This window comes from Vibrio sp. B1Z05 (assembly GCF_052955985.1).
In genome coordinates this window covers 92568-117047 of the sequence record NZ_CP130464.1, presented here as the reverse complement: position 1 = coordinate 117047, position 24480 = coordinate 92568, and the positions used below count along the sequence as shown (strand labels likewise).

At 40.5% G+C, this 24480-nt stretch carries 15 protein-coding genes; 5 read left to right on the top strand and 10 right to left on the bottom strand.

From position 1 onward, the window contains the following. Nucleotides 1–21: 21 nt before the first annotated feature. Both QV280_RS13465 and QV280_RS13460 read right to left on the bottom strand, forming a co-directional pair. Entirely contained in the window at nt 22–462 is a 441-nt protein-coding gene (locus QV280_RS13465) for a GIY-YIG nuclease family protein (protein WP_152820364.1), read from the bottom strand. Nucleotides 463–1233: 771 nt separating this feature from the next. Then, on the bottom strand, nt 1234–1572 hold the full coding sequence (locus QV280_RS13460) for a hypothetical protein (RefSeq protein ID WP_152820362.1): 339 nt from the start codon (nt 1570–1572) through the stop codon (nt 1234–1236). Nucleotides 1573–2012: 440 nt separating this feature from the next. On the opposite strand from QV280_RS13460, the gene QV280_RS13455 reads away from it, so the two are divergent. Then, complete coding sequence (locus tag QV280_RS13455; protein WP_367869575.1) at nt 2013–2177, top strand: phage integrase N-terminal SAM-like domain-containing protein; 165 nt, start codon at nt 2013–2015, stop codon at nt 2175–2177. Between the two features lie 142 nt (nt 2178–2319). Here QV280_RS13455 and QV280_RS13450 read toward each other — a convergent pair whose 3' ends face one another. Further along, nucleotides 2320–4185, bottom strand: a complete 1866-nt coding sequence (locus tag QV280_RS13450; protein ID WP_152820361.1) for a bifunctional metallophosphatase/5'-nucleotidase — start codon at nt 4183–4185, stop codon at nt 2320–2322. Between the two features lie 363 nt (nt 4186–4548). Here QV280_RS13450 and QV280_RS13445 point away from each other — a divergent pair, with 363 nt between their 5' ends. Further along, nucleotides 4549–7263 carry an ExeM/NucH family extracellular endonuclease gene (locus QV280_RS13445; RefSeq protein ID WP_152820359.1) on the top strand — a complete coding sequence of 905 codons (2715 nt, stop codon included), beginning with the start codon at nt 4549–4551 and terminating at the stop codon, nt 7261–7263. A gap of 169 nt (nt 7264–7432) precedes the next feature. Here the strand turns inward: QV280_RS13445 and QV280_RS13440 are convergent, their stop codons facing one another. The 3 genes from QV280_RS13440 to QV280_RS13430 form a co-directional block, all read right to left on the bottom strand. Then, complete coding sequence (locus tag QV280_RS13440) at nt 7433–8428, bottom strand: hypothetical protein (RefSeq protein WP_152820356.1); 996 nt, start codon at nt 8426–8428, stop codon at nt 7433–7435. A 194-nt stretch (nt 8429–8622) separates the two neighbouring features. After that, nucleotides 8623–9102, bottom strand: coding sequence for a DUF4149 domain-containing protein (locus tag QV280_RS13435; protein WP_152820354.1), 480 nt, complete (start codon nt 9100–9102; stop codon nt 8623–8625). Between the two features lie 198 nt (nt 9103–9300). Next, on the bottom strand, nt 9301–10044 hold the full coding sequence (locus QV280_RS13430) for a phosphatase (protein ID WP_152820352.1): 744 nt from the start codon (nt 10042–10044) through the stop codon (nt 9301–9303). A 714-nt stretch (nt 10045–10758) separates the two neighbouring features. Here QV280_RS13430 and QV280_RS13425 point away from each other — a divergent pair. Continuing rightward, nucleotides 10759–13341, top strand: coding sequence for a GH92 family glycosyl hydrolase (locus QV280_RS13425; RefSeq protein WP_172972805.1), 2583 nt, complete (start codon nt 10759–10761; stop codon nt 13339–13341). Nucleotides 13342–13810: 469 nt separating this feature from the next. Further along, the gene (locus QV280_RS13420; RefSeq protein ID WP_152820348.1) at nt 13811–16399 is read left to right on the top strand and encodes a GH92 family glycosyl hydrolase; all 2589 of its coding nucleotides are present in this window, start codon (nt 13811–13813) and stop codon (nt 16397–16399) included. A 1383-nt stretch (nt 16400–17782) separates the two neighbouring features. Here QV280_RS13420 and QV280_RS13415 read toward each other — a convergent pair. Together QV280_RS13415 and QV280_RS13410 are read right to left on the bottom strand one after the other, a co-directional pair. Next, nucleotides 17783–19147, bottom strand: a complete 1365-nt coding sequence (locus QV280_RS13415) for a fructose-specific PTS transporter subunit EIIC (RefSeq protein ID WP_367869574.1) — start codon at nt 19145–19147, stop codon at nt 17783–17785. 1 nt (nt 19148) lies between these two features. Continuing rightward, nucleotides 19149–19589, bottom strand: coding sequence for a PTS sugar transporter subunit IIA (locus QV280_RS13410; protein WP_152820346.1), 441 nt, complete (start codon nt 19587–19589; stop codon nt 19149–19151). Between the two features lie 409 nt (nt 19590–19998). On the opposite strand from QV280_RS13410, the gene QV280_RS13405 reads away from it, so the two are divergent. Beyond that, entirely contained in the window at nt 19999–22584 is a 2586-nt protein-coding gene (locus QV280_RS13405) for a GH92 family glycosyl hydrolase (protein WP_152820344.1), read from the top strand. 176 nt (nt 22585–22760) lie between these two features. On the opposite strand, the gene QV280_RS13400 is transcribed toward QV280_RS13405, so the two are convergent. Together QV280_RS13400 and QV280_RS13395 are read right to left on the bottom strand one after the other, a co-directional pair. Further along, entirely contained in the window at nt 22761–23639 is an 879-nt protein-coding gene (locus QV280_RS13400; protein WP_152820342.1) for an acetamidase/formamidase family protein, read from the bottom strand. A gap of 399 nt (nt 23640–24038) precedes the next feature. After that, on the bottom strand, nt 24039–24317 hold the full coding sequence (locus QV280_RS13395; protein ID WP_152820340.1) for a peptidylprolyl isomerase: 279 nt from the start codon (nt 24315–24317) through the stop codon (nt 24039–24041). Nucleotides 24318–24480: the final 163 nt, after the last annotated feature.

Below are 24480 nucleotides of genomic sequence, written 5' to 3'. Positions count from 1 at the left end.
TCCACTTGAAGCATTTGTTAGCTACCGGATTAAACTTTTAATAAAGTCTGACATCCGACTAAATAGCCCATGCTTAATCAATGTGTCTTCGATAGATTCGTTATCCGCAATTTCGATAACTTTGCCATTCACTTGTATTGCCGGACGTCGACCATTACCACCAATATAAGTTACAAGATTCGGAGAATGTTTCTGTATCTTTGTTTTCTCCCAAGAACATAACTCATCCCAAGTAGTCCCAACTCTAGCTTCTTGGTACTCTACATAATGCTCTCCAGAACGGAAATAAGTTTTTACAGATCGATGCTGGCTAATTCTATTATAGATATTGGAAGTAATTCCTAAGTAATCAACTCCATCATGCCCTTTAAACCGATATGCTCCCCAGGTTTTTGGAAGTGCAGACATCCCATCAGTTTCTTCCCATTTTTTTGGTCTACCCTGCCCAAAAGGTGACGACATAACTACCTCTCTAATTTTGTAAATGATTTTTGAATCTACCTTGCACTCTACGTATAATTTAGGTCAACCGCTAGGTAGCTAATGTTCTGCTAAATGGCAAAAACGTTTGGCATAAAATCTCGCTTCAAAGCGATAATGCCGAGCATTTTTGTCCCTGTTCCATTGTTTGTTAGAACTGTTGTACACAATTCTATATTAAACTAAAAAATACTTATTCGATGTCGCTCAAATATTAATAAATATCACCAAATTTAAATGTTACCGACGACTGAAATTCGTATTCTCTTGTACTCAAACAAATTATTCCCTTCGTAAGACTCCACGAAGCTTCACCAAATAAATTTCGTATTTTACTTGCTTAACTGAACGTGAACTATCAAATAATAGCTCGATAAAAAGGGCATTAAATTTAAATATTACCGACAACCGCAATTCGCATAACAAATTATGCCCAACGTGAATGCTCCACGGAACTTCACTAAATAAACTTCAGATGTTACTTGCTCAGTTCAGTGTAAATAATAAGAAAATAGTTCGATAAAAAGAGCATAAAAACTACAAATCAAATGAATTACGATACAAAACAAAAAACAACTAAATATTAGAAATATAAACTCTAATTCAATGAGTAGTCCCGCTTAAAAATTAACAGCTAATCTACCCTTTCCAAATTTGAACTTATACGTTCTAACGCCACGTCAAGCGGCAAAAATTTGTTGGCTAAAATATTGAACACCTTGTTAGGCGACTGACTACCGAGCTGTCCAGCAATTAATACCCCCGAACAACAAAGAAAAACACACAAATAGCTACCATAACCAAAATATATAAAATCGCAGGAACAGGGTTATCATTCTCAGTCTCTGAGGCTAAATAAGCATTAAACTCTTTTTTACTTTGTTGCCGTCCATGCTTTGAAGCTAGATTATGTTCGCCTAAAGGCATTTTACCGCTACTAACATATTTTTTTGCAGCAGTTAGCGTTGGTAAAGGACCAAAATCTTGCTGTTGCTCACTATTTAGTACGTACCAATTTGAGCCGTCTTTTATTATATAGCGGCCATCAGAAACGGAGTATTGACCTGCTTGAATTCTTTTTACAGCAACCATGCTAATTCCTGACGCCTAACAGCTTATTAATTAGTAGCAGGATAACCTCCTGCATCCGTGTGGGTCTCGTTGTCAAAATATAACTAGTAAGTGTTTGTTGTAAATGAATTTTTTAACAAAAAACAAAGATTAAATATGAGAATTTAGCAGATAAAAAAGATGCAAAAGTGTTTACGAGGTCTGCATAGCACTTTTATATATATTACAAACTATTGATAATAATGTGTTGATGTCTAAAAGTTAGCATTATCGATGCGCCAATCAAACGATTTATGCACCTTTTTCATAGTGATTATCTTAACTTGAACTGTATATAGTGCATTAATAAAGTAACGGTTATGGGGCGATTCACATTTTTGGAGACTATACGGACAGAGATCAGGGTACGCCATTACAGCTATCAAATAGAAAAACCCTACCTCTATTAGAACCGCTATTTCATTCGACATTGCAATATTCGTCATGGCGCTGATATAACCCACACTTTGATTGAACAATTTCTCAGCTTTTTAACTGTGGAGTGCGAAGTGTCAGCGAGCACCCAGAAACAGGCTTTATGTGCCATCGTATTTGCTTGTCGATGCATAAAAAATGAGCCCTTTTAGTATTCATAACTAAAGCGCAATGCCTTGGCAGAAGTGCTCTCTTTTTATTTATTATTAAAAATAAAAATGAGGCTTATTAAAAATATAATAAGCCTCAAGTCTTATACGCTAATTTGCATTAAGCTGTGTTAGCTCAGCACTCTTAGTTTAAAGGAGTGAAGTTTTGTACAGACATTTCAGACGCTTCAGGGATTTCTAAAGACTGACCGTTTGCTTCTAGCTTCTTGATGTAGTTAATCAAAGAATCTGTGTATAGAAGACCAGTATCTTCACGACGGTCTGCATCTTCATATACTGGAACAAATGAGTCGTAACGGTCACCACCAGCGGCGATGAAGTCGTTTGTTACTACTACGTACTCGTTGTCTAGTTCAATGTCATGCCACTCACCAAATGTACCGTCAGTGTTTTTACGACGAGCTTCTACATTGCTTACGCGCTGACCGTTGTCTGCGTTCATATCAACATCAAAACGTAGGTTTGCTGCCGCAGGGAATGCACCACTTGAGTTGTTTGCTACTACGTTATCAATCGCGTCTTCTAGCGTGTTGATGATCTCTTGGCCTGTCATGTTTAAGTTCACTAGGAAGTTAGTAAATGGCAGAACGTTGAATGCGTGACCTACAGAAACATCACCCTCTTCGATAGTGGTACGTACACCACCACTGTTTTGAATCGCAAGGTCAGAACGCAAAGACATGTCTACAAACGCTTCTGCAACTACGTTAGCCATGATGCTGCCGTGCTTATTCATAAACTCACGCTCTTCACTGCCTTCAGTACAAAGAGAACCAGAAGAGTGGTTAGAACCTGGCGTACGCTCGTTACATAGTAGGCCGTTGCTGTTGCCGATAACTTCTAGCATTTTCTCTTCAACTTGGTCAGCAAAATGTGCCAGTTTTTCAGAAGTGCCGTCGTCTTTCTCAACAATGCTTAGCTGTGGAGTATCTGCAATGTAAGTTTCGATTGTTTCAATCTGCTCTGCAGTTAGAGTGCCGTCGCTGTCTTCGTCTGGGTTAGTGAACTCATCGCCTAGCAATAGGTGTGGAGTACCCGCACACTGAGTTACGTTGCCTGCTTCATCAAAGCTGATGTTTAGCTCGCCAAGTACTTGCGCGTTATCCCAAGCGGTAACAACACACACTTCGTCACCAGAAGCATTAGTCACTACTGTTGGGTATTCACCTAGTGGGTTACCGTAGCCGATTGTCTCGTGGAATTCTTTGTCACCCAGTAACGTGTGGCTGTCACCACCTACAATGACATCAACGCCAGTTAACTGCTTAGCCATTGCAACGTCGTTATCGTATGTGTAGTGCGTAAGCAATACGATCTTATCTACGCCCTGCTCTTGTAGGGTATCGATGTATTGTTGAGAAGTTTCTACTTCATCTAGGAAAGTAGTGTCTTCTGAAGGAGAAGATGACGCCTGAGTTTTAGCCGCGATATCAATACCAATAACACCTACTTTTTGTCCTGCTACGTCAAAAACTTTGTACGGCGCATACATATCGTAAATAGGGTTAGTTGAAGGTACTTCGATGTTAGCAGCAAGTACTTCTGTACCACATCCGTCAGTGCCATTTTGTAAAGTATCGATGAAGTGAGCCAGTTGCTCGTTACCGTCATCAAATTCATGGTTACCTAGTGCGAATGCATCAAAACATACTTGGTTCATCATTAGTGCATCAGGAAGCTCTTCACGGAACAAGCTGTAGTACATAGTGCCTGTGATTGCATCACCCGCATGCAAACGAAGCGTGTTGTCGTTTTGCAGTTCGTTAAACTTAGTGACAAGGCGTGGGAAACCACCTACTTCAACTTCAGCTTCAACACCACCAAGAGTCAACTCAACTGGACCTGTTGCATCTAGTTTTGAGTGATGATCGTTGATGTGCAAAATACGAAGGTCAAATGATTCACCGCTTTGCGCTTCATTATCTGAGCTAGAAGAATTACAACCTACTAAGCCAGCTACAACAGCTAAAGCTAATATTTTCTTGTTCATTTCAATTCCTATTTTTTCAATTTCAGTCTTGTGATGTTGAATATGCGATGCATCCTAAAGTTTATAAATTAAGGAATTATGACAACTTTTAACTTGTCATGAATAATTACTTATTGCTGGCTTAACCAAAGAAGGGAAATATTAACTTACCGTGACACTTATACTTTAATTACATTACAAAAGAGCATTTATTAAACAAAATTAAGATTAATAAACATGAAGTTGAGTATTTATGGTCAAGAAACGAATACATATATAGCTATAAACAAATTATCTATTTTTATAAATTTATCAAAAAATATAAATGTAATATTTAATACTTAAGATTCCGGCCAAGAAAAACAACCTATATCAAGGAAAACAATGAACAAGATAAAAATGGCTTGGACTCTACCCTGCTTATTAGCGGCTGGCGGTGCAAATGCCAATATTATAATTTCAGAAGTTGTTGAAGGCTCCGGTTTTAATAAAGCCATTGAGATTGCCAACATTGGCGATAGCACAATTACTCTAGACGGTTATCTTTTGCAAAAAGAAACCAACTTTGGTGGAACTTGGGCTGCAAACTTTGCACTAGACGGAATCACTCTACAGCCTTTCGAAACATATGTGGTTGGACATGCAAGTGCAGACGCTGACTTAAAAGCACTCTTCAATGCCGAAAATAGCACCATTGCAAACTTCAACGGCGACGATCCTCTGCGCATCACGCTCAATGGTGAAGTGATTGATTTATTTGGACCAAGTGGTGAGTCTAAACACTTTTTTCATGATGAAAGAACTCTAGTTCGCTGTGAATACTCAGCGAATGGCACATGGAATGAATCACAGTGGCTAACATTCCCTCAAGATGACTGGAGCGACATAGGTAATATCGCAGCCAATTGTGATTCGGGCGAAGCGCCTGAAGCACCAGTTGGTGAAGAAGCCACTATTGCACAGCTGCAAGGCGAAGGTCAGTGGTCACCGTACACCGACCCGGCAAACTATCAGTTTGAATCAGAAGAAACGTTTGTTGTAAAAGGCGTTGTCACTCACGTACAAAGTTCAAATCTAGATAACGATCTTCTTACTGGATTCTTTATGCAAGATCCAGCAGACACGACTGCAAATGCGTCAAACGGCATTTTTGTTAACGCTGCTGTTAGCAACATCAAGGTCGGGGACGAAGTTGCGGTTACCGCAAAAGTGCAAGAGCACTACTCTTGGACTCAGCTAGGTTCTACCTCAGCGCGCGCATTTGTTGAAGTGCTTGGCGAAGGTGAAAACATTGAGCCAACGACAATTACCGCCCTTGAAAGCGATGAAAACTTCGAGCAAACGCTAGAGCGTTACGAAGGTATGTTGGTACGTGTAAACGCTGACACTGACATGCGCGTTGCACGTACTTTTGGCTTTGATTACAGCGCATACCGCAACAACATGGTATTGGCTCATCAATCCGTTAACTACCATCCAAACCAACTGAACACGCCATTAACGGCTGGCGCAGCTGAGCAAGATGCAAGCAACGCTGATCGTCGTCTATTCGTTGAATCATCAATGGATGCAGCAGACGGCGTTGTGCCTTGGTACCCTAACTTTGCCCAAGACAACGGCACAGGCACTAGTGATGACTACATCCGTGTTGGCGCGCAACTTAGCGACGAAGGCCTAACGGGCGTACTAGGTTACTCTTATTCTGAATACCGCCTATACGTACACAACACGGCTGACAACAGCACTTTTGTTGAGAACGAACGTTCACAAGCACCTAACCTAGAAGAGGGAGACTTAGTGGTTTCTAGCTTCAACGTGCTTAACTTCTTTAACTCTCCATTTGGTGGTCGTGATAATCCAACCAACAGCAACCGTGGCGCAGAAAGCGTTGCTGAATTTGATATGCAATTAGAGAAAATCGTTAGCGCATTGGTTGCTATCGACGCTGACATCTACGGTCTAATTGAAATTGAAAACAACGGTTTTGACGAAGACTCTGCTATCCATGTTCTGGTTGAAGCGCTAAACAGCCGCCTAGACGAAGCGGATCACTACCAAATTGCTATGCCTAGCGACCTTGAAGGTGAAGGCTTTGTCGGTACAGATGCAATCACTAACAAAATCATTTATCGCCCTAGCACAGCTACGCTAAATGACACTTACGTGATTGAACTGCCACAGCAGCACGTAACAGAAAATGGCAACACTAAGAGCGCGTATCAGCGTGATGCATTCACCGCTTCTTTCGCTGTTGAAAATGCAGAAAAAGATCTGGTGATCTCGACCAACCACTTCAAATCAAAAGGTTCGACGTGTTGGGAAGATGAAGCAACGACTGATCAAGAAAACGATGTGAACCTGCAAGGTAGCTGTGAGCACTTCCGTGTATCAGCGGCTTACCAACTGGCTCAAGAGTTGAACAAGATTGACGGTTACAAAGTGGTTATGGGCGACCTTAACAGCTACGGTCAAGAAGATGCTATCTTGGTATTAACCAACCGTGACAATGCACCAGCAGACTATGAAATCCATGCAGCGCGCAACACTTACATTGGTGGAGATGCAACAAGCGGTACTCTACTGCACGGTGAAGAAGGCGCGTTAATCGAAGAATCATTTGATTACCTAGACATTGTTGAAGAGCTTAAGCCAAAGACTTACAGCTATTCATACAACGACACTATGGGTACGCTAGATTACGTGTTAGTTGATAATGAGCTAAAAGATTTCGTTGTTGATGCTGAAGTATGGTCAATTAACGCGGTTGAATCATCTTTGTTCCAATACGCTAACCAGTACACTGGCGACCTAGTGAAGTTTAACGACGCTTACCGCTCTTCTGACCACGATCCAACAATTATTGTATTGGCATTCAACAATAATGATGAAGGTTCTGAAGACGACGGTGATAACTTACCTGAAGGTGACGACGGCTCTGAAGATGGAGACAACACTCCTGATGGCGATAATGGCAGCGACAATGATTCACAAGAAGGCGGCGATGTGCAAGGTTCAAGCGGTGGTAGCTTTGATTTCTTGACCTTAATGCTGATTCTTTCTGGCTTCTTTGTCCGTGGTCGCGCTAGAAGAAACGTATAACCTAAAACCGACGTTTGACGGATAACACTTGTCGTTATTGCGTAATATAAACTCGGCATATCAATAATAAAAAACCAAAGAAGCCGACAAATTTGCATTTGTCGGCTTCTTTTTTGTTTATCACACAAAGCCATTCATATTGAGAACAAATCGCTAGAATAAATTGGCCTTACGACGCATCTGATTTACCAAAGAATCGAGCAAATAAATTGATATTTAAATACTCAGCACCATCGTCTGCGGTCAGTGGTGGTGTTTGCGTTGCAGGATCTGCATCTAACGCATCTGAATTGCAACGCGAAGCCCATACGCCATTTTGCAACTGACCATTGTTCAATAAAATATCACAGTTGATATCGTTCATACCGCCTGGTGAGGTTATCGCTTGAACATAGTAAGGGATATTATTCGGTAGCACACTATCATGTGCGTAACCAACGGTATGAGTTAATTCACGCAGCAACTGAGCCGCGTTTTGGTGCAAATCAGCGCTTTTTTGCGCCGCGCTTAAATTGGCATACAGCTTAGGCTCGCCTTGCACGCTATCAAAATGAGCGTTATTTAGCGTCTCTTTATCAGTTGCAGAAACATTAAAGGCCGCAATTTGGTAAGTCGCATCATTCCAAGACTGGATACTATCATTCACAACATCTTTAAATGCCGCATAGTTAGATGGAATAGTTCTCGCATCGCCAATACCTGAATGGAATGCTCTCGCATCCATTTTTTCTAAACCTGCACTATCAAAGCGATTTGCAAATTCTTTAGTATTCACTATAAAAGCTATTTGCCCAAGCATGCGACGAACATTATTTTCGGCTTGCGTATCCCATTGCTGTGGGGTTCCAAGAGTATTTTCCCAACCAGCAGCAACAGACGAAGTAACAAAGTTAAACTTCACATCAGTAAAGATAGGGTTAGCGACGTTCGATACGTATTCCGCTTGTTCAAAATGGTGTTTAGTCACATAAACGGCATCGGCATGGCTAAGATGAAAAGTCTTTTCTAGTTCCGCTTCAACCTTAACGTTATTCAGCTCTTGTCCGGCATTTATCAGCGTGGTTTGCAGCTCATCTTGAATATGATCCACAGTATCGCTGTCACAGCCGTTTAATGCTAAAGCGGAAATACCGACTAATACTAAACTTTTTATCTTGAAACTCATTGCTAACCCTTACTCATAAATGTATTCAAAAGCGCATTAAGAAGATGATTTTGCACAAAGCCAATGCGCTCAGTTGAATAATGAGAGGGAGTATGAACCAAGATAGTTAAACCCCATAACTAAACTATGTTTTCAAATATGGGGTTTGGTAAGGTAAAAATGATAAAAATAAAGCTTGGTTAACCTTATAAGCTTTATCGAATTAACTTAATAATATTGCGTACTGCTAAAACAATTCCAGAAATAACCGTCACTTTAAAGCAAATTTCCGAAGTTTTATGAATAGAAGAAAACATAGCGCTTTGCGTAACCAAAGGCCCTCTTTCTTGCATATGAACGATTTCAGGAACGAAATAGAAAACGAATAATAATCCAGTGACTACCATCAAAATCATACTGATCAGAGCTAACCAATCCGCACTTTTTTTCCGATATTGAACCAACTCATAAACCAGTGATATCAAACAAATAATAGCTAGTGGGTAAGACAAACGTACAAACACCGATGTCATCAACAAACCTTCTTGAAAGCGACTAAGTACAGGCTCCCCTAATGAGGTAATCGAATTAAACAGTACCGGTGCTACTACCACGCCAGAAAAAAGCGCGAAGCCCATAATGACCGAAAGTAAAACAACATAAGAGATAGCTACAGTTTTCGTTATTAGGTTCATTATTCAATCACATGCTTATACCAATCCTACTAAATAACGAGGCATTCTAGCTTGTTAAAATCCTCGATAACGGCGCTAGTTCTGATCACTGACTTAGTGTGATTGGCATTAAAAGTTAATAAAAAGCCCAACGATGCTATTGGGCATATCCATTTTGTATTCCCTATTAAACTACACAATCGACTTAACTATATAGGGTTAAAATTCAAATTCGTCTGCTATATCAATACCTTTTGTCGCTAGGTAAGCAAACAAAGAGTCTACGGTGTTATTCACCACACGTTGCGCTGGGTAGCCGACTTCTGTGATCAGTGCTTTCGCAACATCAAAGCGTCCTAAATCCCAAGCATTATGAGCATCTGAACCGACACTGATAGGCGCATCGTATTGTTTGGCTAAGGTTGCCAATATTTTGCAGTTGCCGTAACTGGCTTTTCTTGAATATAAAAATGAGCTGTTATTAATTTCAAGCGCAACATTCTCTTTTGCTGCTAGCTTAACAATCTCTTCAATATGAATCGGGAAATTAGGGTTGCCAGGGTGCGTCACTACATGCACTTTGCCACTTTTAATGACATTGCTCATCGCTTCTGTGTTTGAATCGATATCTCGAGGTGCAAACACTGGAGGATGAAAGCCAGTAAGAATAATATCTAGGTTGCTACGGATAGATTCATCAATATCGATATTACCTTCAAGATCTTTAATATTGCTCTCTATACCACGCAAAATACCCACGCCATCGACTACTCGAGGAAAGGTCAGGCTGTTAACAAAATGCCACTTATGCGGTGCATCTTCCATATCAGGGCCATGGTCGGTATTGGCAAATAAACGAATGCCACGCTTAGGCGCTTCACGCACATAATCATGTATGGTGCTATAGGCATGATCACTTGCTAAGGTGTGAGTGTGTAGATCCACTTCCAACTTATAACTCATTGTAAAACCTCTTTTTAAACCCTGTAGCCACCGCACTATCATCGCGGTGTAATGCAAACATTGAACTGTCTACCATATACGAGTTACTTTAACTTTTCATGGCATAAATGTGGAAACATTTAGCTTCATTTTTAGCTATCGATAAACAACACCAATGCTGTTTTACGCTTTTTGAGCAGTGAGTATTCGCTGTTGATTTTGACTTAATTCGGTCATTAAGTATTTATTATTTTTCTAGATTAAATATATCGTCACCTGATTTATTTTAATGCATAATATTCCTAGCAAAAATAACAATTATTCCTTCACACCATACCTTTCACCTTAAATATATATTAAAAATAATCATTAAATTAATGAATTAAAAATCAATATATGCATAAAAAATGCTTTGCATTAATTTAATTAATTAAAAATGCAATGTTAATTTCCATATAAATACAAAGTTCTGTGAGAGCTAAGTCACGGAATGATAAGTACTTTACTCATAGTTTATACGGCAACCAATCAGCGTAATATTAGTATTGTGAATTTTAAATACCCCCACTTAATATTGTATTATTTAATGCGTTAGCATTTAAACATTAAATACTCATTATTTTGACTTTATTAGCATGTCTACTGATTAGTGAATTTAAGATAGGTGATAATTTGTATTACCTTATTAATAATAAAAATAATACCTCTCCTACAAATAATAAAAAGGAAGTTACTGTGAAACATAATTTAAGTTTACTTTCGCTATCTATCATTGTTGCATTAGGTGGTTTAACCGCTTGTAATGATAGCAGTGATAACACCACATCAAACGTTGAAAAAACAGCGCCAACGGTAGCGACAACAGCCACAGAAACCACACCAGCAGCCGAGCAACAAACCCTACTGACTGCAGCTCAACCTAGACAACTTGATGACTTAACGCAATATGTTGACCCCTTCATCGGTACCGGCGGTACTGGCCATACTCATCCTGGGGCAGTCGCGCCAAGTGGCATGGTGCAAATGACACCGATTGTCTATGATGCTGGCACTGACAAATGGAAAGTGTGTTCTGGATACCATGATGATGAGACAGAGCTTATCGGCTTTGGTCACACCGCATTTAGTGGTACCGGGATCAGCGGTTTAAATGAATTCCAAATGTTGCCATTTACCACGGAAACCATGCCAAAAGATGCTGATATTACTTCCTATCATCCGCACATTGATAAATCGACCGAAGAAGCCTCTCCTGGTTATTACCATGTAAAAATTAAAGAAAGCAATATTGATGTTCAGCTCACGGCAACAGAACGTGTTGGCTACCATAAATACACCTTCCCCGATGGAGCTAAACCTAAGATTAATTTAGTTTTTACCGACTTCAATAAACAAACCAATAAAGTCGACTACTCTGTTGTTGATGATCACACCATACGTGTGACACAAACAATTTCTTCGTTCTATACACTGCAGCAAGATACCTATTTCTATGTGCAGTTCGACCATAAATTTAAAATCAAACCTGAATTTCATCAAATCAAAGGGTGGTGGGGACCAACAGAGTCAGGCACATTGGTGTTAGATTTCAGCGACGATGCTAATGCGCATGAAATCAATGCCAAAGTCGGTATTTCGTACACTAGCTTGCAAGGTGCAGAGCAAAACTTTGATATCGAAGGAACTCGCACATTTGAACAAGCACGTGCTTACACCAAAGACCTATGGAATAAAAAACTTAATGAAGTCAAAGTGGAAGGTGGTACACCTGAAGATCTCACCACTTTCTATACCGCGCTTTATCATACCGAGCTAGCGCCGCATCTCTTCCAAGACGTAGACGGACAATATCGTACAATGCGCCGAGGCGACGACGCTTTTGTTAAATATGCTAATGATCCTGATTCTAAAGTTTATAGTGTGTACTCACTATGGGATACATTCCGTGCACTGCATCCACTCAAAACCATCATTGAGCCTAAACACGCGGTTGAGCTTGCTAAAGACCTGATTAGAAAATATGAAGAAGGTGGTATTTTACCTAAATGGGAACTGCACGGTGACTATACTGGCACTATGGTGGGCTACCCTGCTGTTGCAGTTATCGCCGATTCTATTACCAAGTTCCCAGACCAATTCACCGCTCAAGAAAAACAAACTGCATTAGCCGCAGCGCTTCGTTCGGCAATTTATAAGAGCGGCAACGAAGTCATGAAATTCGACCCTGGATGGAGAGTGTATGACGGCGTACAAAAAGAGAACTTAAAATACGTAGATGGTTCTCAAAACAGCCTAGATGAACCAATGAGCTCTAAATGTGATCCATTGGCTCCAGCTAAAGATTCATTATGTGGTTTTGTTCCTGCACTAGGGCAATACCATGGTCAAAATGAATCCGTATCCTACGGTTTAGAAATGGCCAACTTTGACCATGCGGTAGTGATGATTGCCAATGCTGCAGACCGTGCGGATGTAGCGAACACATTCAAACTACGCTCAGAGTACTGGCACAAATATTGGAACGCTTCTAACCCAGATAATCCTAGCGAAAACTGGAAAGAAAAATACAATATGACTGGCTTTATGCGTCCGGTATGGTCTGACGGTGAGTGGTCTACCTCTGACGATGGTGAATTCCACCCTTACAAAACTAATAGTGGTTCGGGCGATTACACTGAAGGGACTGCATGGCAATGGACGTGGTTTGTACCACAAGATGTTGAAGGGCTGAAATCCGTAATGGGTGGTAATGATGCCTTCTTGAGCAACTTAAACGAAGTGTTCTCAAATGTGTGTGACAGTGCTAAAGATTCGACCTGTGCAACCACACCGGATATGACTGGTATGTTAGGACAAGTGGCGTTTGGTAATGAACCATCACAACACATTCCATTCCTATACAACTGGACTAGCGAACCTTGGCATACACAAGAAGTGGTTGATAAAATTCAGCACACTATGTACGGCACAGATCGTGGTGACATCGTCGGTAACGAAGATGAAGGCCAAATGTCAGCATGGTATGTGATGTCTGCATTAGGACTTTATCAAGTCAGTGGTTCCGACCCAGTTCTTACAGTGGCTCGCCCTCTGTTTGAGAAAGTACAAATCCCTATGCAAGATGGCGTATTTACCATTACCGCAGAAAATAACAGTACTGCCAATAAGTACATTCAATCCGTAACAATTAACGGTAAACCACTCAATAAAAACTTCACTTTTGATTTTGCAGATCTGAAGGCCGGTGGTGAATTGCACTTTGTAATGACTGATGACGTGAATCAAGCAATGAAAGCGGATCAATTGGCCAAAAGCTAACGTCGTCTTCAATTTATTGCAACTTCGATAACCCTATGTATAAAGCTTGGTCTTTCTAGGCCAAACTTTATACATCCATATTATGCTTAAAATAAATATCCACAAAACAATGCAAATAATTAGGATTCAAGGATATATATTCACTTTCAGATATAAATGAAAACTCAGAAAATACACGCTATTCATTTTTATATTTAATTAATGATATTATTAATAAAAATGAAATGTAAATTCCCATTTTAAATTAAACTTCATTGAGACTTAAATCACTAAAAATAAACATTCCAAGAATTAATATATACACGAATTCAATTCACACCAAAAATATAATACATTGAAAAATAACTATATTGTATTATTTAATATTTGAATCACAACTAATTTAATAGCATTCAGTTAGAACATATTTATGTTCTACTAAATAATAATAAAAAATAATATCTCCTACAATTAATAAAAGGAAGTTACTGTGAAACATAACTTTAGTTTACTCTCATTGTCCATCATAGTGGCATTGGGCGGCTTGACCGCATGTAATGATAATAGTGATAAAACCGCAAGCAATGCTGAAAAAACGACGCCAACAGTAGAACAAACAACACCAACCCCGGCACAAAAAGTTGAGCAACAACAACTTCTCACTGCAGCTCAACCTAGACAACTTGAAGATCTTACTCAATATGTAGACCCTTTTATTGGCACAGGTGGCACCGGGCACACGCACCCAGGCGCCGTAACCCCCAATGGGATGATACAAATGACTCCGATTGTTGACGATGAAGGCGTTGATTGGTGGACGCGATGCTCAGGTTATCATACTGATTTCACAGCAATTCTAGGCTTTGGTCATACTGCTCTTAGCGGTACAGGTATTGGCGGTTTAAACGAATTCCAAATGTTACCGTATACCACCGAAAGCATGCCTAGTGGTTCTAAAATTGAGACTTATCGCCCCCATCTAGATAAATCGACTGAAGAAGCCACTCCGGGTTATTACCACGTTAAAATTCAAGAAGGTAATATTGATGTGCAACTTACCGCTACTGAGCGTGTTGGTTATCATAAATACACCTTCCCAGATGCTGCTAAGCCAAAAGTCAGCTTCGTTTTTGACCGATACAATAAACAATTCAACTCCGTTGACTATGAAATTATTGATAATCGAACCATACGCATCAAACAAACAATTGCCTCATTCTTTACCTTACATCAATCAACTTATTTCTATGTGAAATTTGACCATAACTTTAAACCAAATCCAGAATTCCATGACATCCCATCAACCTCATCATGGAGCCAAGATAAAAACGGCGTGTTATTGCTTGATTTTAGTGGTGACCCTAGTGTTCACCAAATCAATGCCAGAGTGGGGATATCATATACTGGCCCGCAAGGTGCAGAGGAAAACTTCGATATCGAAGGTACTCGTACATTCGATGAAGCCCGTGCTTATAACAAAGGCTTGTGGAATAAAAAACTGAATGAAATCAAAGTAGAAGGTGGTACACCTGAGAACCTAACAACCTTCTATACAGCGCTATACCACACCAATATGGCACCGCATATTTTCCAAGATGCTGACGGACAATATCGCAGTATGACTCGCGGGGACCAAAATTTTGTTAAAACTGCAACAGACCCTAACTCTAAAGTTTATAGTGTCTATTCATTGTGGGATACATTCCGTGCATTGCATCCACTAAAAACTATTATTGAACCACAACACGCGGTTGAATTAGCTAAAGATCTCCTTAGAAAATACCAAGAAGGTGGCCTTCTACCAAAATGGGAACTTCACGGTGACTACAGCGGTACTATGGTGGGCTACCCAGCGGTTGCGGTGATCGCCGATGCCATCACCAAGTTCCCAGACCAATTTAGCGAACAAGAAAAACAAACCGCTTTAGCAGCGGCTATGCGCTCTACACACTTCAAGAGCTACGCACAAGTTTCTAATACTGATCCAGGTTGGAAAGTTTACGATGGGGTACAAAAAGATAACTTAAAATATGTGGATGGATCACGTAACAGCTTAGGCGAACCAACCAATACTCAATGTGACCCATTGGCTTCAGCAAAAGAGTCTCTATGTGGCTTCGTTCCTGCTAAAGGTGAGCAAAATGGTCAAAATGAGTCCGTCTCATACGGCTTAGAAATGGCCAACTTTGACCATGCAGTAGTGATGATAGCCAACGCAGTACACCGTGATGATATTGCTAAAACCTTCGAGCTACGCTCTCAGTACTGGCATAAATATTGGAACGCCTCTAACCCTGATAACCCAAGTGAAAACTGGCAAGAAAAATACCACATGACGGGCTTCATGCGTCCAGTATGGTCTAATGGCGAATGGTCTACCTCTGATGATGGCGAATTCCATCCATATAAAACTAACCACGGTACCGGCGATTACACCGAAGGTACCGCATGGCAATGGACTTGGTTTGTACCGCAAGATGTTGACGGTCTAAAAGCCACTATGGGGGGTAATGATGCCTTCTTGAGTAACCTAAACGAAGTCTTCACCAATAAATGTGCAAGCGATGACCCTGCGCAATGTACTACAACCGCCGATATGACGGGTATGCTAGGACAAGTTGCCTTTGGTAATGAACCTTCGCATCATATTCCGTTCCTATACAACTGGACATCTGAACCTTGGCACACTCAAGAGGTGGTCGATAAAATTCAGCACACCTTGTATGGCACGGCTCGTGATGACATGGCGGGTAACGAAGATGAAGGTCAAATGTCGGCGTGGTATATCATGTCAGCGATGGGCTTCTATCAAGTCAGTGGCTCTGATCCTGTATTTACCCTAGCGCGACCTCTGTTCGATAAAGTACAAATCCCAATGCAAGATGGGGTATTTACTATTACCGCAGACAACAACAGCGATACCAATAAATACATTAAATCAGCGACTATCAACGGTAAGCCATTAAATAAAGACTTTACCTTCGATTTCACTGATTTGAAAGCAGGCGGTGAGCTTCACTTTGTAATGACGGATGATATAAACCAAGCAATGAAACCTGAGCAATTAGCGAAAAGCTAATACCACTTCAGGCTAACAATGCAAAAATAGCGTCACAAATACAGCTTGGCTCTTCGGAGCCAAGCTTTTTTATTTCCTTTCATTAAATATCAATCCCAATTGTTCTATCATTTTTGCTCTCGATACCCTTTAGTCCTATTTCAACTGTAAAATATTGAACCATTAAAACAAAGTGCTACAACATATATGCAGAGATTGATGAGTATCTTAACAAGCAAAAACATTCCCGCTCAAAGCAAAGAATTCTCGCAATGCAAAGGCGCCTCACCTAGCCAAGTATCATGCCTCACAAAGACAGTAATAGAAGGCATAATAGAATGCCAATCTATGCCGTATTAATACCATCTACCCTATCGTTTATCTCAGCTACATTGTGGAGACAAGACCTGCTAAGACAAACGCAGGTTAACCCTTACGTTAGGTATTAACGGCGATGGTTGAACAGAACCCATCGATAGTATGTGGATAGGCGAAAACAAACGGATTAAATTTTGGTGGAGTGCACTAAATGAACTCAGCCAACATTATGTGCATAGAGATCCAAGGTGATAGCTAGAAATGAACGATGCTCTTGCAAAATTAGCACCAGCCTATGAGTCATACCAATCACACTAAGTAAGTGATCAGAGCTAGCGCAGGAAAAATGCTCGAGAATAAGGCAGAATTTTTCGATAAGTAGTTATTCTACAATCAAAAATTCTAACGCCGTTATCGAGCATTTTAACAAGCTAGAATGACCAGTTATTTAGTACGATTGGTATCAATTTAGGATTAAGTTCGAAGAGCATCTTTAAACACACATTGCTAAATAGTAATAACGCAGTATCTGTTACACCCTATCCTCAAGTGATTTTAGTCAACAGCTAAGCCTCTACATCAATTCCAGATGATCGACTCTCATACAGAACTACACACTTAGATAGGGATATCTATCCTAGTAGTTAACGGATCAGACTAGCTTGTTAAAATACTGGATAACTGTAATTGGTATATGAATGAAAATAATAGGTTTGTTTGGCCACGAAATATTCGAAGATTGAATGACTCTCTATGATGTCACTTCTCATTACACATCTAAAGAAACCTTATATAACTCTGGCAAGTACTAGGCGGGGAAATCATGCATAGATAAAGTAGTTCTAGTGACTACTATATTAAATCAATAGAATAGCAATTAGTTGGCATTATTATATTTTAGATAATGACTAAGCTTATTAGAAATACCACTAAGTGGATGAGTCATTTATGTCGATAGGTGTCATAGAGGCAGGATAATAAAAAATGGGAAGATAGCCTAAGCTTTCTTCCCACAAGAACAATACAGATTTTAAATAATAACTTTCAATATTGGACGCGTAATTTGAAGGTTATTAAGGTCAAAACCTAAGCAAATAAACCTGCAGCGTTCTTAATAGCGTCTTTAGTTGAACATTCTACCGTTTCTAAGCTTGCAAAACGTTCAGACTCTTTCACTTGGATATCGTGCGCTAAAATCACTTTCCTAGCATGTTTAATATCGTCAGCAGTAATACGGTTTTGAATACCATCTTGGCCTTGAGTTTCAACTTTAATATTAATGCCCGCCGCTTTAGCCGCTTTTTCTAGAGCAGCTGCAGCCATAAAGGTATGCGCTACACCTGATGGGCAACAAGATACCGCTACAATATCAGGGTAGCCTGTTGAGTTACCTGCAGGGAGGGCTGCGCTTGGAGCTGTTGTAGAATCTTTAACCGTTTCATTATCTTCAGTGACCACAGGTTTCCACAAACCAACAATTAACGCCGTCGTTAGTGAGCCTGCAATAATACCGATTAGGTAAGAGGTACGGCCTTCAACAACAGGTAGTACAATCAATCCACCCCACGGAGCATGACACAATACATCGGCCATGAAACCTATCACGTTACCTACGATACCACCGGCGACGATTGCTGGTAGCACACGCAATGGATCGTTGGCAGCAAATGGAATCGCACCTTCAGAGATACCAATTGAACCCATGATGATAGCCGCTTTACCCGCTTCTTTTTCATCAGAGTTGAATTTTTTAGGGAACAAGAAAGTCGCAAGAGCCATACCTAGTGGTGGAGTACAGATAGCGATTGCAACGCCACCCATCAACCAAGGTTGAGTACCTACTTGAGTTTGTGCAAATAGAGTTGCTACTTTGTTTACCGGACCGCCCATATCAAATGCAGTCATACCACCAAGCAATGCACCAAGAGCCACTTTACCTGCGCCAGCCATGCTAGTAAGGCCTGCGTTCATCGCGCCCATACCCAGTTTGATTGGCTCACCAATACCCCACAATACGATACCTGAGGTGATTAACGTACCTACTAGAGGGTATAGGAAGAAACCACCTAATGCCTTCATATTGGCCGGTATTGGGATCTTTTTAAGCTGTCTTACTACATAACCGGCAATGAAACCTGTCACGATACACCCTAAGAAACCACCACCAATATCAGACATTAAACCAGAAGCAATCATCGCTGGAGCAAGAGCAGGTTTGTCCGCTAAAGAGTACGCAATGTAACCACCAAGAATAATAGGGAATAGAACTAATCCTTTAATACCTATCGTCGATATATCGGCCAAAATACCACTGTCAGGCACAGCCCCTTTACCAGATAACATTACCGCAATGGATAATAACACCCCACCAGCCACGATGAATGGGAGCATGTGGGAGGTACCAAATAATAAATGTCCTTTCAGACGGGAAAAAGTTTGAGTAGTCACGATATTAGTCCTTTTTTATTATATTTAGTGCATCTTGTGAGGATTTTGCATTACACAAGTTAGTTACAAATTCAGGTTCAAATTTAACGAATAGTGCCTTCAATATTTCGATGTGGTAATCACTGTCTGCCGGAGACGCAATCATAAAGAAGACTTTTGGTTGAGGCTCATCATCGTCTTGACCATATTCGATACCGTCAGGGGCTATGCCTACAGAAATAGCAGGCGAAATAACGGTTTCACTTTTACAATGGGGATACGCAATTCCATCAGTTGTCGTTGTACACTGTGCTTCTCGAGTTTCAATTCCTTTAAGAAATACATCTAAATCTTTAATTCTCGACTCTTTCAGTAGTGGTGCAGCGAGTTCCTTGAAGAGGTCTTGTTTATTTTTAGAGACAATATTTACATTGATTAGCTCTACATTTATTAACTCTTCGAGCATAGGGTAGTCCTTATTATTTTTTCGTGTAGGTAGGAATTGCTTTTTAAATTATTGGAAAACAGATAATTAAAATGACGAATTAGTCACATAATTAAATTTGAAGGTGCTCGTAAAAATGGAATGTTACATTTCATGAGAAATTAAACTTTCATGGGATATTAATCACAGTTTAATTAGTCAATAAAAAATACTTTAACGGCAAATTCAAACCCACAAGAAAATAACCAATAAAGTGCAACCAATTGATTTGTAAGACCATTGTAATGTAATACAAACAAGTTTAAATATTTATATTAATCATAATTATCTATCTTAATATTCATTAAATACGGTTATTTAGAATAAATATCCATTTGTATTATCTTATTAAAAATAATATTCCTAATATAAAATAAACAAAGGAAATACAGTGAAACATAATCTCAGCTTGCTCTCATTATCCATCGTAGTCGCTCTTGGTGGATTAACCGCTTGTAATGATGATAGTAATGACAAGGTCGCAGAACATACAGCGAAGTCTGCCACTGAACAACTACCCGTCAAAACTACCCAAGCTACTGAAAATTGGAGTGTGATAAATGCTTCAAAAACAACCACTCCAGAGATTTTACCCGCGACAGACCTCACTCAATATGTTGACCCTTTCATCGGAACAGCTAAAACAGGGCACACTTTCCCTGGTGCAATTGCGCCAAATGGGATGATTCAAATGACACCTGTCACCGATGATATGGGAACCGATTGGTGGGCGGAGTGTTCAGGTTATCACGATAAGTTTGATACTTTGATTGGCTTTGGACACACAGCGTTAAGTGGTACTGGTATCAATGGTTTATCTAACTTCCAAATGCTGCCATTTACCAATGAAAGTATGCCAGATGGTACAAAAATTGAGAGTTATCGCCCGCACCTAAATAAAACAACTGAAGAAGCTTCTCCTGGCTATTACCATGTCAAACTTAAAGAAGGTAATATTGATGTAAAATTAACCGCTACCGAACGTATTGGTTATCATAAATATACATTTGAAGATGGGGCTAATAAAAAAGTCAGCTTAGTATTAAACGCATTTAATAAAGATTATGCCTACAACCATTATGAAGTAGTGGATAATCGTACAGTTCGGGTGCAACAAACTTTCCGTTCATTTGGTACCATAGAACAAACTGTCTATTTTTACGTTCAATTTGACCACGATTTTGTTGATAACCCTGTTTATCACAAAGAAGATGAGTGGGCTGAAGATGGTGCGCTGGTTCTGGATTTCAACACCTCACCTGACTCCGTAAAAGATCATGTCATAAATGCCAAAGTGGCTATTTCTTACACTAGCCCTGAAGGTGCTGAGAACAACTTCGATAAAGATGCCACTCGCTCTTTTGATGAAGCCAGAGAATATACCAAAGCTGAGTGGAACAAAAAACTGAATGAAACCAAAGTGGTAGGTGGCACTAAAGATCAATTAGTCACCTTCTATACTGCGCTATACCATACCAATGTTGCACCACATATCTACCAAGATACGGACGGGCAATATCGCACCATGAGCCGAGGTAACTCTGCCGAAGTCAAACAAGCACCGCAAGATTCACCAGTCTTTAGTGTTTACTCTCTATGGGATACCTTCCGCGCCCTACACCCGCTAAAAACAATTCTAGAGCCTAAACATGCGGTGGAATTGGCCAAAGACTTGATTCGTAAATATCAAGAGGGTGGCATCTTACCTAAATGGGAATTGCATGGAGATTACACCGGCACTATGGTGGCCTACCCTGCTGTCGCCGTTTTAGCGGATGCTATTACTAAATTCCCTGACCAATTTACCGATCAAGAAAAACAAACCGCTCTTGAAGCCGCACTGCGCTCATCTGTTTATAAGAGTGAAAATGATGTGAAAGATTATGGCTGGGAAAACTACGACAAAGTGCAGAAAACCAACCTGCAATTTGTTGATGGTAGTTTAATGGCCGATGGTACGCCTGAAACCACTGAATGTGACCCATTAGCCTCCGCCAAAGATTCCTTATGTGGCTTTGTACCCGCTAAAGGGCACGACCACGGCAATAATGAATCGGTCTCTTACGGCTTAGAAATGGCTAACTTTGACCACGCGATTGTGAATATTGCCAAAGCCGCCCACAAAGATGACGTCGTCAAAACCTACCAACGTCGCTCGCAATACTGGCATAAATATTGGAATGCCTCTAACGCCGACAATCCAGATGAAAACTGGAAAGAAAAATACAATATGACGGGCTTCATGCGTCCAATTTGGTCAGAAGGCGAATGGGCGACCTCTGATGACGGCGTATTCCATCCATATCAAACCGTTCATGAAACCGGTGACTATACCGAAGGTACAGCATGGCAATGGACTTGGTTTGTGCCGCAAGATGTCGAAGGCTTAAAACAAGTGATGGGCGGAAACGATGACTTCTTGAGTAACCTTAAAGAAGTGTTCTCAAATACCTGTGACAGCAAAGACGAATCTGAATGTACTAAGACCGCAGATATGACCGGTATGATTGGGCAAGTGGCGTTTGGTAATGAGCCATCTCACCATATTCCATTCCTATATAACTGGACTAGCGAACCTTGGCACACACAAGAAGTTGTCGACCAAATTCAGCGAACCCTGTATGGACCACACCGTGGTGATATTGCGGGTAACGAAGATGTTGGTCAAATGTCGGCTTGGTATGTCATGTCAGCAATGGGATTGTATCAAGTCAGTGGTTCTGACCCTGTATTAACGGTCGCACGCCCTATCTTTGATAAGGTACAAGTACCAATGGGCGATGGTGTATTCACCATTACTGCTGAAAATAACAGTGCGCAAAACAAATACATCAAGTCAGTTACCATTAACGGTAAACCTCTGCATAAAAACTTCACCTTTGATTTCTCTCAGATGAAAGCAGGAGGCGAATTGCACTTCGTAATGACCAACGATGTGAATCAGGCCATGAAACCTGATCAATTAACCAAAGGATAAGCTGCTCTCCCCCGCAGCTAAACTAAAGATAAGCGTGGCTCTTTAGGCCATGCTTATCTTTTTTCTTTTAGTTGGCATAAAAGAAGGGGGTCAGGTCTTGAAATTTGCATGGCTTGCTCACGCAATCCATGCAAATTTCAAGACCTGACCCCCAGAGAACCGCCCCCTAGAGAATACTATTTAAGCCAAGATAGGTTGACCGTTACTTTCGCCGTTTTTAATGGATTCACTATCTGCGACACACCTAAGTCCGCGCCCACGCTCATCCAGCGACACGCAACATGCTCATCGAGTTGATGTTCAGAAATAAGATATTGATGAGTCTTTTCAACGGCTGCCGTCGCCGCTTTATCAAGATCTGGATCAGATGCGATAAAGGTAAACAGTTCGCCATTTAATACCGAAGGTGTCGGCAATTGTGATTGCTTTAATACCTCAACAGAAAGTGTGACTTTACCTGAAATCTCAACGCCCGTTCCAGAAAGCTCACCATCACCCATTGCGGCATGCAAATCACCAAGAGATAGCAATCCCCCGGCATGATTTACCGGTAAATACACGATAGATCCTTTCTTAATCTCTTTAGTATCCATATTGCCACCATGCTCACCAGGGCTACCACAGGCAATTGCACCCTCTTTTGGCGCAGTGCCAATCACACCTACCATAGGAGACAATGGCACAGCAAGATTTGGCGCAATCTGTGCGCTTTCACCGATGATCTCAACAGGTTGTACAATCGAACCAGAAAGCTTATGTGAAAGGCTACCAAATAGATCAGAGGACACCATAGAGCCCATTGCTGCCAACTCAATATCATGAATAGTAATGGCAAGCACATCCCCTACTTCCGCGCCTTCAATAAATACTGGGCCTGTAGCTGGGTTTACCTTTGCAAAATCAATCTCTTCGAGAATATAGCCAACCCCTTCCATTTGGTTACGAAAGCAATCGAAGGTATCAACAGAGAATGTTTGATTTTGTTGTACATGTGCAACGGCAACGTTGTCTTTACTCATGGCGTACACATAATCTTTGGTGGTGATGTGAGTCATTGTTTTATCCTGTCTGCAGCGCCTCTCAAACCATTAGAAACGCAGCAATAAATTAGTAATATGAACCTAATATTTGAAAAATAGAAATTCCAATCGGAATAAAAGCATCATACTCGCTAGTCAAAAAATACTTAATAATGGATTTGCAATTTTTGATTTTAAAATAAAGGCTTATTGACAAAAACGCCTTATCATCAAGCATTTTCAGAGCGACTTCTGATCCCTTTATTGCAGTGACTGAATAAGCGATAACGAAGATAAGAAGGCTTGCGTAAGCTTGCTTCTACCTTCTATAAGCAAACTGAACAGTAGAGTGATACGCGCAAAAAATAAAAAAGCAGAACTCAATATTCTGCTTTTCCGTGCATAGAAATGCCTCGCTATTTAAGCATCTAAGTTCTAGGTGCGCCAAAGCACCTTCACAATGTGCCAACCGAATTTTGTCTTCACCAGATGCGGTGTAATTGTTTCGGCGGTGAAAACCACTTTATCAAACTGAGGCACCATCTGACCTTTTTTAAACTCGCCCAGATCGCCCCCTTTTTTCCCCGAAGGACAAGTGGAGTACTTGCGTGCTAATTCTGAAAATTTCTTGCCTTTTTTAAGCTGAGCCATGATGTCATCAGCTTTATCTTTATGCTTCACCAATATATGAAGCGCATGCGCTGTTCTTGCCATTGTTTTTCCCTAGGGGGTCAGGTCTTGAAATTTGCATGGCTTGCTCAAGCAAGCCATGCAAATTTCAAGACCTGACCCCAATTAGATTAGTGAAACACCTATAAAACGGAACTTATCAAGATACGATAAGTGAGGCAAATTTTTTAACTAATTAAGATAATTT